At 67.1% G+C, this 11,976-nt stretch carries 11 protein-coding genes; 4 read left to right on the plus strand and 7 right to left on the minus strand.

The features are described from left to right. Both ABH925_RS36985 and ABH925_RS36990 read right to left on the minus strand, forming a co-directional pair. Positions 1 to 365, minus strand: a 365-nt coding sequence (locus ABH925_RS36985) for a helix-turn-helix domain-containing protein (RefSeq protein WP_370155885.1), incomplete at its 3' end; no start/stop codon positions are given. Between the two features lie 327 nt (positions 366 to 692). Continuing rightward, complete coding sequence (locus ABH925_RS36990) at positions 693 to 1,154, minus strand: helix-turn-helix transcriptional regulator (RefSeq protein WP_370155886.1); 462 nt, start codon at positions 1,152 to 1,154, stop codon at positions 693 to 695. A gap of 327 nt (positions 1,155 to 1,481) precedes the next feature. Here ABH925_RS36990 and ABH925_RS36995 point away from each other — a divergent pair, with 327 nt between their 5' ends. Further along, on the plus strand, positions 1,482 to 2,969 hold the full coding sequence (locus ABH925_RS36995; protein WP_370155901.1) for a DnaB-like helicase N-terminal domain-containing protein: 1,488 nt from the start codon (positions 1,482 to 1,484) through the stop codon (positions 2,967 to 2,969). A 717-nt stretch (positions 2,970 to 3,686) separates the two neighbouring features. On the opposite strand, the gene ABH925_RS37000 is transcribed toward ABH925_RS36995, so the two are convergent. The 5 genes from ABH925_RS37000 to ABH925_RS37020 form a co-directional block, all read right to left on the minus strand. Next, entirely contained in the window at positions 3,687 to 4,607 is a 921-nt protein-coding gene (locus ABH925_RS37000) for an aminoglycoside phosphotransferase family protein (RefSeq protein ID WP_370155889.1), read from the minus strand. A 25-nt stretch (positions 4,608 to 4,632) separates the two neighbouring features. Next, positions 4,633 to 5,442: an aminoglycoside phosphotransferase gene (locus ABH925_RS37005; protein ID WP_370155904.1), complete on the minus strand. Its 810-nt coding sequence runs from the start codon at positions 5,440 to 5,442 to the stop codon at positions 4,633 to 4,635. A gap of 71 nt (positions 5,443 to 5,513) precedes the next feature. Next, positions 5,514 to 5,648, minus strand: coding sequence for a hypothetical protein (locus ABH925_RS37010; protein ID WP_370155891.1), 135 nt, complete (start codon positions 5,646 to 5,648; stop codon positions 5,514 to 5,516). 4 nt (positions 5,649 to 5,652) lie between these two features. Continuing rightward, positions 5,653 to 6,759, minus strand: a complete 1,107-nt coding sequence (locus ABH925_RS37015) for a radical SAM protein (RefSeq protein WP_370155894.1) — start codon at positions 6,757 to 6,759, stop codon at positions 5,653 to 5,655. A 366-nt stretch (positions 6,760 to 7,125) separates the two neighbouring features. Continuing rightward, on the minus strand, positions 7,126 to 7,335 hold the full coding sequence (locus ABH925_RS37020) for a hypothetical protein (protein WP_370155896.1): 210 nt from the start codon (positions 7,333 to 7,335) through the stop codon (positions 7,126 to 7,128). Positions 7,336 to 7,926: 591 nt separating this feature from the next. On the opposite strand from ABH925_RS37020, the gene ABH925_RS37025 reads away from it, so the two are divergent. The 3 genes from ABH925_RS37025 to ABH925_RS37035 all read left to right on the plus strand — a co-directional run bounded on the left by ABH925_RS37025 (position 7,927) and on the right by ABH925_RS37035 (position 11,546). Continuing rightward, entirely contained in the window at positions 7,927 to 9,189 is a 1,263-nt protein-coding gene (locus ABH925_RS37025) for an XRE family transcriptional regulator (protein WP_370155898.1), read from the plus strand. Beyond that, complete coding sequence (locus tag ABH925_RS37030; RefSeq protein ID WP_370155900.1) at positions 9,186 to 9,740, plus strand: GNAT family N-acetyltransferase; 555 nt, start codon at positions 9,186 to 9,188, stop codon at positions 9,738 to 9,740. The genes ABH925_RS37025 and ABH925_RS37030 overlap by 4 nt, the downstream gene beginning before the upstream one ends. A gap of 312 nt (positions 9,741 to 10,052) precedes the next feature. Then, positions 10,053 to 11,546 (plus strand): Fic family protein, encoded by a 1,494-nt coding sequence (locus tag ABH925_RS37035; RefSeq protein WP_370155906.1) that lies wholly within the window; start codon positions 10,053 to 10,055, stop codon positions 11,544 to 11,546. The last annotated feature ends 430 nt before the right edge of the window (positions 11,547 to 11,976 follow it).

Raw genomic sequence — 11,976 nt, forward strand, 5'->3', positions numbered from 1 at the left:
GAGAATCCCCGATGGCTCAGCTCTTCCGCACAAACGACAACGCCATACCTGACCTGCGAAAACAGTCGATCAAGTTCGGTACGAAAACGGCGTCTGAGGCGCTTGGCGAGGAAGTCGCCCAAGGACTCGGCTGGGATGCGACGACGGTTGCCGATCTTCACAGACGCAAGCTCGTCGGCGGCGATGAGCGCGTACACCGTGGTGCGGCCGACGCCCAGGCGGCGGGCGGCTTCCTCGGGGGTGAGGGCTACCAACGTCGGATCGTGCGCCGCCCTGGTGGTCACCGCGAGCACCTCGCGGAGGCGGTCCTCGGTGACGCCGAGGGCCTCGGCTATATGGGCAGCGGTGAGGTTGATCTGGGGCATGGGAAACCTATCCAGACGGCGCTTTCGGCTATGCGCCGCCGTTGTCGATGTGCCAGGGATGGGCGAATCAGGTCTTGCAGTCCGGGCATTGACCCTCGACGTTCGTAGCGTCGAGGGTCGTCGGACAGGGATGATCGTTCCAGGGCGACGGCTGACGGCAACACCTGCTGTGACCTGGATGAAGGGGGACGTTAGACGGCTTTTCCGGCCGCACCAAACCGGCGAACGTGGTGCATCCTGCTGGCTCGCACCGAGACCAGCGCCAGGAGAGACATGACCGGCCAGCACCAACGAGTCCACGGCAGATGGACTCGTCCGCACGACTCGCTACGAGTCGACGCCGTCCGGGTGCAGGTCCTCCGCCGTGCGGATCATGCCGGTCATGGCCTCCGCCAGCGACGGGTGCGCCTCGGCGTAGGCGTCCAGCGCGACGCGGGCCCGGCCCATCTGCTCGCGGGCGGCCCGAAGCGCCACAGACGCGTCGGCGTACTCGGCCAGGAGCCGCTGAAGGTGCGCGTTCTCCCCAGCCTCGGGCGGCCCGATCAGGTCCTCCAACGAGATCTCGAAGACCCGGGCGAAGCCGATGGCCTCGTCCAGGTTGACCCTTCTCGGCGGGTCGCCGCTCTCGATACGCCACACCGCGGACTGGTTGATCGGGAAGCCGGCCTCGGACATCCGGTCGGCGAGTACGGCCGTACTCCACTGGCGGGCGGAGCGCTCCATCCGGATCCGTTTGGCGACGTTCTCCTCCCCTTCCAGCCGCCCGGCTGGACGCTCGGCTTCAGCCACGCTCATCCTCCATGCATCGCAGGCAATGCTATTTGCAATGCCCAAGATCAAGAGGCTAACGTGATGCGAAGCGAAACGCAACCAAGTCAAGATGCATCGAAGCGTGTCCGGCGCATGCTCTGAGCTGCGGAGACAAGACAAAGGCCCCCGGCGCTACGAACGCCGAGGGCCGAGCCGAAACCTCGAAACCGCCCATCCCTGGAACAGTCGACAACGGAGGAACCGGGTAGCCGCCCAGAACCTCCGAGTGAGGAATTCGCTGTGGACAAGCCTACGGCCCCGCCCGAGGGGACGTCATCCCAATCTCGCCGCACCGCCGACGCGTCGATCGGGCGCAGCTTCGCGAGCGACCTCACCACCGAGCCGCCCAACAACATTCACGCCGAACAGGCCGTGCTCGGTGCCTGCATGCACAACGACAAGGCAGTCGACGCCGTCCGGAACCTCCTGGAGCCCGGGGACTTCTACCGTCCAGCCCACGAGACCCTTTGGCGAGCGTTCCTCAAGCTCCGGGCCGCCCAGGCACCGACCGACCCGATCGCCCTCGCCGACCACCTGCGGGACGGAGGCGACCTCTCCCGTGTTGGCGGCGTGGACTACCTGCACGTTCTGGCGTCGATGCTCGCCTCGGCCGACAATGCCGAGTACTACGCGCAGATCGTTCGCCGCAAAGCCGAGCTGCGCGCCTTGAAGGCGACCGGCATCCGCACCATCCAGCGAGCCGTCTCCCCCGGAGCCGACCCAGATGAGATCCGCACCGCGATCGAGGAGGACGTCCGAGCCGAGCGCGAACGAGCCCTGGCCTCGGGCAACAGCCGCCTGTCCCGCTACATGGTCGACGGCTGGGACTTCGTCACCAAGACCGGCGCGGACAAGGAACCGCTGTGGGGCACCCGCGAGCAGACGGCCTGGGCATCGGGCGAGAGCCTGATGATCGTCGGAGCACCAGGAGTCGGGAAGACGACCATCGCCCACCAGGTGGTGCTGGCTCGCCTCGGCCTGCAGAGCAGCGTCCTCGACCTTCCCGTCGCCGAGGGCAAGCGCGTGCTGTACCTCGCCATGGACCGCCCGCAGCAGATCGCCCGCGCCATGGCCCGCCTCGTCCAACCCCACAACGAGCAGCACCTGCGCGAACGGCTCCGCGTTTGGGAAGGACCGCTGCCGGTCAGCCTCGACAAGGAACCCGACCTCCTCGCCGAACTCGCCGCCGCGCACGACGCCGACACCATCGTCATCGACAGCCTCAAGGATGCAGTCAGCACCCTGGTCGACGACACCCTCGCCCTGGCCTTCCAGAATGCCCGCATGCGAGCCCTGCGCGCGGGCGTCCAGCTCATGGAACTGCACCACCAGCGCAAGGCCAGCGCTGACGCACTGCGCGGCCAGCGCCCCACGCTTGACCGGGTCTACGGCTCGACGTGGCTGACCTCCGGCGCGGGCAGCGTCCTGTTCATCGCCGGAGAGGCCGGTGACCCGGCGGTCACTATCCACCACCTCAAGACCGTGACCGGCGAGATCGGCCCGCTCCCGCTCATCCACGACCATCAGCGCGGCACCACCCACGTCGAACCCACCCTCGACCCAGAAGCCCTGGTGCGGTCCGCGCCCGACGGCCTGACCACCCGTGAGCTGGCAACCATGCTGACCGGCGACCCGAACCCCGACCGTGCCGACACGGAGAAGGCCCGCCGGCACCTCGACCGCCTCGTCAAGAAGGGTCTGGCCAACAAGACCGAAGGGTCCGCAGGCGGCACCGGTGGCGGCCAGCAGGCCCGCTACCGCAGCACCGCCCGACACATCACGGCCGTCTCGTGACCGGGACCAATCTGACCGAGGTCACCGTGACCGAGGTGACCGACCTGACCGACCGCGCCGGGCTGACCGGGCTGACCGGGCTGACCGGGCTGACCGGGCTGACCGGGCTGACCGGGCTGACCGGGAACAGTGACCGAAGTGACCGCACCCCGGTCAGTAACCGACCGCCCCGACCAGGCCGTTCGAGCCCGCCGTGGACCGTACACGGAGGCGTACACGCACGCCCCCCGATCCAGGGCCACCAAAAGGCATTCACACCGTCCACGCAGACCGAAGAACCCACAGGTAGAACGATCACGGCACCGTACACGGCGTCCACGCGACCTAGCGTTCACGCGCGAACCCCCCTTTAGAAGGGGGTTCGCGTGTACGCCCCTCCGTGAACGCCCCTATGGCCGATTGCCAGTGCGAATCCACCCAGCGCTCCAGGCCAGATCTTCGGCGACCGGTCGGCAAGAGCAGCCGATTCCCACTGGGGCTCTGAGCAGAGCAAGTTGTCGCGTACGACGGTCCTACGGCCGCCGAACACATTGCTCCTGGCGGAGCAAGTTGTCCCCTTGGATATCCCAAGGGGCTATCCAAGGGGAGCACTCGCCCAGGGGGGCGAGTGCCGCGCAGCGGACCCGGTGCAGGGCACATCATCGGCGACAGGAGCGCCCTACTGGTCGCTCTGCGGCACCGAACCGGCCGTCCGGGCGGCGATGGGATCCTCGTCGATCACGCCCCCAGCAACCGTGCAGCACTTGCCAGATGACGACGAACGACCTTGATGGAACCTGGGTCCTGGGCGGGTTGGTTGATCCAGATGCGGGCTTGTTCGAAGAACCATTCGACGGCCCACACTCGGTACCAGCCCAGCGCCCAGTTCTCGGCGGGCAGGCCACCGCGTTGGCGTAGAGCATCGCGGTGGCCGCCTGCAGCGACGTATGCCTCGATGAACGTCCGAAGTAGCTCTGGATCCGGGGGTTGTGCTTTGGTAAGCCCCTGCCAGGCAGCGAGGTCGAGCAGCCCCGGGCCGGCGAAGGTGCGGGCGAAGTCCAGCAGCCGCCAGCCAGACCGGCCGATATGCAGGCTGGTGGCATGGAATTCGGAGTGGACCCACCCGAAGGGTGCTATTTCGGCGCCTTCCGTGCGGCTCTCGGCAGCCTGGATAAGTGCGGTCAGGTTGGCAGTGATCTCGTCGGTGCCCTCGGTCCAGCGACCGCCTGCCTGCAGTTGGCGAAGATGCTCCATTGCCCGGCCGGGCAGGGCTGCGAGGGCCTTTCGGTCCAGCACCGCCAGCGCCAGAGGGGCGCTGACCTGATGCAGTGCCACGGCAGCGGCGACGGCCTCGGTGTCCTGGGCCTCGCGTACAGGTTCGCCAAGATCTTCCAACACCATGGCGAGTAGTCCATCGCGCACAGTGGAACCGAGGACGTGCGGTACCGGTATGCCAGCGCGCGCGGCAGCACGCAGGTGCTTGTCCTCGCGGATGAACGGTTCAGTGGCGTACTTGAAGATGGCGGTGGTGCCGTCGGGGTAGGTGAGTCGGTCAACGCCGGACATTGACCAGACACGAAGTGGCTCCCGGGTCGACTCGGGACGCCCGATGTCGCGGCTGATCTCGGTCAGCAAACTGGTGATCAGGAACGGGTCCACGGTGGTGGCTCCATCGACGGTCGAATCAGGTAGTGGATCGCACGGATCTCCCAGACTGGTAGTCGCGCCAGGCTGCGGCGGCCGCAGCCATTCGGCGCTTCCAGACCGAGCGGGGATCTTGGGTCTGGACCTCGTCCCACTGGCGAGCGTTAGCCTCGGCGAAGGCGGCCAGGACGAGTGGTGAGGTTGCTTTGAAGGCTGGCAGCCGAGCAGCCCACTGGTCGGCCTGCTCAGGGGTATGACCGGCGTCAATGAGGCGTACCACCCAGACAGCGGGGTCGGCCCAGGCCGGCCCCTTGGTGGGCCACGCCCAGTCGATGAGGTGGGCGGACGAGTCGATCAGGACGTTGTGGGGCGCCATATCCGTATGCAGGAGGGCGTCACCGGCGAACAGGTCTGGTGCGTCGGTGTACGGCGCGTAGCGGTCCACCAGACTCAGCAGCGGGATGGCCGGGCACGTCGTGGCTGCCAGTTCCGTGAGCGCGGCGACGACCAGGGGAAGGTCCGGGCTCCCAGGTGAGAAGTCCGCAATGGACCCCTCGATCAGCTCGAAGCCGAGCAGGTCCCAGCCACCGCCCTGGGCGTGCCACAGGAGCTTGGGTGCGGACGGGGGCAGGTAGGGATTGACGGCTGCTTCACGGCGTTGGGTCTTAACCTGGCGGTGGTCGGTCGGGATGCCCTTGATGAACACTGGCCCGGCCGAGGTGTACGCCTTGACCGCGACACCGGAGTTGGCTCCGGTGGTCACGTCGGCAGAGGTGAGGAAGGGGCCGGTGTGCTCGTGGACGGCGGTGCGGGCGTCGGCGGGGAGGTCATGCCAGGCGAGGCGGGACATCGACACGAGGGAGCTCCAGACGGTGGTGCCAGGGCTGCCCCGGCCCTGGCGGACCGGGGCGGCCTGCTTTGCTAGTACGGCTGGGAGTCGCTGGACGAGCAGGAGCACATGACGACCTCCAGGACGTCGTCCAGGTCGCCGACGAACACGATCTCCTCGTCCTCAAGGGGTCGCTCGGTGAGCGTAAGGGTTACGGGTACCGGCATGGGTTCACCTCCTTCCGTGCTGGCAGTAGGTGTTGAGCGGGGCCTTCGCCTCCTGGTAGAGCTTGGCCAGCGGCCGGCAGGTGAAGCAGGAGCCGGACAGCGTGCAGCCGGAGCATCCACCGGTGCGAAGCTGGAGGGAGTCGGCGACGTCGCCGAGCTGACGCAGCCCGTCGATGCCGTCGGCGATGAGGTCGAACTGGGGGTCGCGGCCGACCTTGCAGATGGAGGCTTTGCCCCAGGGGTCGCAGTGGAAGAACGTGTGCCCGGCGTTGCAGCCCTGGAAGGGCTTGCGGGGCATGACGTAGTCGGCGGCCTGGGTGCCCATGCGTTCGCCACCGCCCTCGATGGTCGGGCTCATGGTGGTGAACACCTGGTGGGGGAAGCCGTAGCTGTCGGCCAGGTGCTGCATGGCGGGGATCTGGTGGGCGTTGCGCTCGGAGACGACGATGTTCAGCTTGAGGGACAGGCCGGATTCCCGTGACGCCTCCAGGCCCTTGATGAACCGGGCGAAGGCGCCCCGGTTGCGGGTCATGCCGTCGTAGGTCTCGGCGCTGGCGCCGTAGACGCTGACGGCGATCAGGTAGGGGCGGTGGCGGGTGAACAGCTCCTGGATGCGGGGCTTGCTCAGCTGGCTGCCGTTGCTGGCGATCGAGAGCATGAGGCCGAGCTCGCCTGCGTACTGGTAGGCCGCGGGGAAGTCGCGGTCGATCAGCGGCTCGCCGCCGGTGATCTGCAGCCACAGCGCCCCGGAGTCGCGGACGACGTCCAGGAGCTTGGCCTTGTCGGCCCAGGCGAGGCCCTCGAAGTTCTTCAGTCCCAGGTAGCAGTGCTCGCAGTCGTAGTCGCAGCCCTTGTTGATCTCCCACGAGGCACGGCCGTATCCGAGCACGGATGGCGGGCGGACCAGGACTGTGTCAGCCAGTTGCCGCCCGTGCAGGTCGACTCCCCAGGCGGCGCGGGCGGCGTCCGCCAGCCACGGCGGTACGGCCGGCTCCGGGGAGGTGGTGAGGAGTTGCTGGTATCGGCCGGATCCGACCCGGAGCCCCTGGGCGCGACCGGGGCGGAGGATCAGATGACCGTCGAGGAACGGGGAAGCGATCAGCTCGTGCACGGGCGCTCCAGGTGGCATCGGGGTATGGAGGTCGGTACACGGGGCGGCCCATGACCAGCCGGGGGACCGGCGCGGGCCGCCCCGTGTCTTCCGCTGAGAACGGCCGGTACGGGGTCGTCAGCGGGTGTGCCTTCTCCTGGACCGGTTCACGGGAGTCAGTCCGGAGAAGGGGATCGGGTCAGCCGTCGGCCAGGGATTCGGGCTGAATGTCGGGAACGCTCGCCGGCACCGGGCTGGCGGCGGCAGGCGAGCATGGGCACGGCTCACGGGCCACCAAGGCGAGGAGAGCCAGGAGTGCCGCGCTCCCTGCCGTCCAGGCGATTCCTAACGCGACGGTCAGCGGGTCGGGACCGGCATGGCGTCCGCTCACCCCCGGGCCTGCCCGTCCGGGTAACCGCCCCAGGTCCCGCGCCGCGCCAGGACCGTCAGAGCAGTCGGGTCCTCGACGAGCCGCTCACGGCTGCTCCGCAGAGCGCGGACAATCAGCTGCCCACCGCGCAGGTCGGTGACGACCAGCTGGCGACCGTCCAGGTCTTGGACCAGGTCCCCGATGGCCGGTGGGTCGGCGTCCGTCATTGCACGGCCTCCTGCGAGGGTCGGAGATCTTCCAGGGTCGACTCCCATTCGCATCCGCCTGCGCGCGGTCGCAGCCAGACCCGGTGGCGGCCCTGGAGCTTGGTGGGGCCCGTGCCGTAGAGGGGGCCGACGTGTTGGACCTCCCCGACCTGTCCGCTGGCCTGATCCAGGGCCACCGCTCCCGGCCGGACCCAGACGGGACGCGGGCGCGTGCTCATGCCGGCCTGCCTTCGTCCCGCGAGCGCAGGGGCCGAGTGAAGGCGTCCCAGCGCTCGGTGCCCGCCTTAGCGTCGTTGGAGAGCGTCCGATGCAAGGTGCGGCCACGGGTCCGGACGGGCAGAGGACGCGCACCACTGGATCTTTGCTGCTCTTGGGAGGTGGCCATGGAGGACTCCAACGGAATCGATGCGGAGAAGCGGGGATCACCGCGTTGAGTGAGCCGAGGTGACGGCCTGTCACTCAAGGAAACCGCTGCGCGCCGGGGATCGGCAGGAAGAAGCGACGGGGGTGCAGTCGTGCCCGACAGGAAGTTTTGACCGGGGCATTACCCGTACTGGTGCGGGATTTCGGGCCCCGCAATACCGTGGCCGGATGGGGGACAACACCGTCCTGCGGGACCGCATCGTGCACCTGAGCCTGACCCGGACCGAACTCGCCCACCAGATGAACCTGGCCGTCCAGGACCTGACAGGCCGGTACGGCACGGTCTCCGAGCGCACGATCCACGACCTGCTGACCCGCACACGTTGGCCGCATGCCAAGCAACGGGCCGCGTTACGGGCAGTATTCGGATGTCCGGCCGAGGAACTCGGCTTCACCCCGCCGGGTAGCCACCACCCGCCAGCCCCCACGGAGAACGATGTGCTGCGGCGCACCTTCCTGACCGCCACGACCGGCACCGCGGTCGCGGCGGTCCCCCTCGTCTCGGCGCCGCGCAGAATCGGATCCGGAGACATCCAGCGACTGCAGGCCCAGTTCGCCGACATCATCGCCAGCGACCACCGCGACGGCGGCACCACCTCCATCGAGACCCAGGCTGTCGCCCTCGCCGACCAGGCCCTGGCCCTGCAGCAGCAGGGCACCGCCAGCCAGCGCATCCGCAGCGGCCTCTACGCCAGCGCCGCCTCCTTCACCTCCAGCGCCATGTGGGCAGCCATCGACGGCCGCCGCTTCCAAGCCGCCCAACAGCACCTGGACCGCGCCTCCAGCCTCGCCGCCATGTCCGGCGACCCCAGCATCGCCTTCCGGATCTGGTCCCACGCCGGCACCCTCTACCGCCACCTCGGCCGCCCCGCCGACGGCCTCGCCGCCAACAACGTCGCCCGTAACAGCTCCATCAGCCGCCGCGACCCGCTCTTCGCCTCCCTCGGCCACGCCCGCCACGCCGCCATCCTCGGACTCACCGGCGACACCGCCGCCGTCGAACGCGCCATCGGCCACGCCCAGGAAGCCCTGAACCGCGCCGACCCCGGCGCCTACCGCCCGGTGTGGATAGCCGCCTTCTACGACCAGGCCGAACTCGACAGCCTCGCCCTGGCCGCCTACCTCAGCCTGCACCAGTACGAACAAGCCGAAGCCCGCGCACACCGCACCCTGTCCGTCCTGCGCCCCCACCTGCAACGAAGCCGTGCCATCGCCACCGCGCGCCTGGCCCACGCCCAGCTCGGCCAGGCCGACCTAGAACCGGCGATCACCACCGCCATGTCCATCCCGAACCAGGGACAAGCACGCCACCCCCGCATCACCGGCATGCTCGACGCCTTCGGCCGCCGCCTGCACGCCATCGCCCCCAACAGCACCCACACCCAGCTGTGGGACCAATACACCCAGGACACCCGGAGGAACCCCGCATGAGCCAACCGGTCAACGTCGAACTGCGGCACTACACAGACCTCACACCGGTCCGGCAGGACATCATCGACGTGTACACCGACGCCCGCGCACCACTGCTGCACCTACCCCACTACGCCGTCGAACGCTTCGCCGAACGCCTCGACCGCCACGCCGGCGAATCCGGCTGGGAAACCGTCATCGCCTACGACACCGACCAGCCCGTGGGCTACGCATACGTCAACACCCTCATCGAGAACGACCGCTGGTGGTCACGGATGACCGAGCCACTGCCCGACAGCTTCACCGACATCTCGACCGCTGCACTGAAGGAGATCATGGTCCGGACTCCCTGGCGCGGCACAGGCACAGCCCTCCGCATCCACGACGCACTCCTGTCCGGACGCACCGAGGAACGCGTCACCCTCTCAGTCAACCCGTTGGCAGGGGATGGGAAGGTCCAGGCCCTCTACGTCACCTGGGGATACGAACCCTTCAACGAACAGCGTCCCTCACCAGACTCCCCAAGCCTCACAGCCATGATCCGCTCCCTCAAGCACCCCCACGTCTGCTGACGCATGCAATGCAGTGCAACGCAAAGCGGCAGCCGGGCGGAGCTGAGCAGGCCGACGGCTGCACCAGGCAGGCCTTCCCCCCTACCAGCACCGAATCCACTCGCGCGCTTCACCTGCCCGCTGCGCAAGTGCACCGCGCGACTGACGTGTACGCCGAACATGAGTGTGAGAGGCTGCGTCAGAGGCAATCCGACTCCACACAGCCGGCACGAGTCTTAGGCTGCAGAGGAGCAGAGCGGTCGAGTCGAGCGCCAACGTCTTGTGAATTTGTGAATTCTGCCCGGTCAAGGAGCTACCCTGTCGGACGTGACGATGCAAGATATGCCGTGGTCGGACGTTGAACCACTTCAGTACCTAAACGGTGACCTGACTTCCGTCCTTGAATCAGTCCATGCCCTTCAAGGGGCCTGGAAGGCTGTTGTTTCCGCTAATGATGTCGCCTTCCAGGAAGCGCGGCGTCGGTCATTGCGGCGTCATGCCATCGAAACAGGGATCATTGAACGTCTCTACGATGTGGACTGGGGAGTCACGGAGGCCCTGGTTGCCGAGGGGCTGACTGCAGACGCTGTCGCCCGAGTGGCAGACGGTGCGGTGTCCGAGGACGTCCTGGAACTAATCCGCTCTCAGTATGACGCTCTCGAGTTTCTGACTCAGGCTGCTCGCGACGGGCGCGATGTATCTGTCTCCTTGATCAAAGAGTTGCATGTCGCGCTGACACGTCGCCAGCCCACGTACACGGCCACGGGGCCGACCGGCATGGTCTTCCAGGCCACCCTCCATCACGGGCAATGGAAGTCCCAGAAGAACCACGTGACGCGGCCAGACGGCTCCGTCCTGGAATACACCCCACCTGAGCACGTAGCCGCACAGATGGACGAGCTAGTGCGGCTCTACCAATCAACGGAGTCTGCGGACCCCCTGATCCGGGCAGCATGGCTACATCACCGCTTTGTGCGAATTCACCCGTTCGAAGATGGCAACGGCCGCGTTGCCCGCTGCCTGACCCTACTAGGGCTTCTGAAATACGACCTTGCCCCCCTGGTAGTGGATCGCCGCGAGCGTGATCGCTACCTACGTTGTCTTGACCGTGGCAATGAGGGTGACCTCCGCCCACTAGTACGGTTCTTCTCAGAGCTTGAGATCGTCGCGCTTCGCAGCGAGCTTGAACGTCCGCCGGTTCCTCTTGGTGAAACTGAGATGGCCGGCGGCGCTCTCGCTGTACTGGGTGCAGGAATCGACCGGCTACGAGGCCTGCAGGCTGAAACTGGAGCCGTCGAACGTGCGAAGAGCACCGAAGATCTCGCTGGGGCGGTACAGCTGCGTCTTGGCACGTGGTTGAACGGAATGGCGGAGCAATTCGGCGTGATGCTCACTGGCATCGACCCCCTCGCCCGTGCATCCGTCCAATCTGCGATGCCGCCAGACGAGCGCGCCAGGTTCTGGCGCTGGCAAGTCGTCCAAGCCGCTCGTAGCGTTGACTTCTTCGCTAATCTGCAGGATGGCGTCTGGTGGACAAGGCTACGCCTGGCAGCCCTGGGACAAGAGTTGCGTTACCTGGTCTTCCTGCAGAAGGTGGGCCGAGGTGAGACCGGCGTCCTGGCTCTGACTGTTTATGCCGAGATGCTCAGTAAGGACGCTGACGAAGGTGCGAAGCAGGAAGCCGAGCAACTGATCGTCTCAACGCCTACCGAGACAGTGACATGGATCTACACAGACACCCCTGAAGCTCGTTGGCAGAGTGTAGTCGAGGTCTTGGATGCAACCCTCGCTGGCGCGCTGCACAAGTTCACATCGGCGCTCGGCTGACAGTTCGAGGCTTGACCAAGATCCAGAAGCAACGGACCGCAGACACTGGTCTCAGTTTTGGTCTCATTCATGGGTGTCCGCTGGCGTTCAGTGGACCGCCCCACGTGAGGAGATACCCAGGTCCGGATACTGACGGACACCGCCGGACACGCAGGCGAGCACTTGGAAAGCGTGTTGGGGGCAACCCCTCACGAGTTCGAATCTCGTATCCTCCGCAGGTCAGAGGGCCCGCACCGTTCACCGGTGCGGGCCCTCTGCGTTCCCTGTCTCTGTTTTGATGCGGCTCGACTGCGCCTAGACCTGTCCGAATCTTCGAGCCGAGCCGCAATCGAAGATGGGTGTAGCTCGGATGCGGTGAGGTCGCGTTGTTAGACGGCGAGTTGGAATCGGTGCTGGTCGGCGTGGGGATGGACACGTTCGATCTCTCGCG

Origin of the sequence: Streptacidiphilus sp. EB129, assembly GCF_041262645.1 — a bacterium.
Lineage (GTDB): Bacteria > Actinomycetota > Actinomycetes > Streptomycetales > Streptomycetaceae > Streptacidiphilus.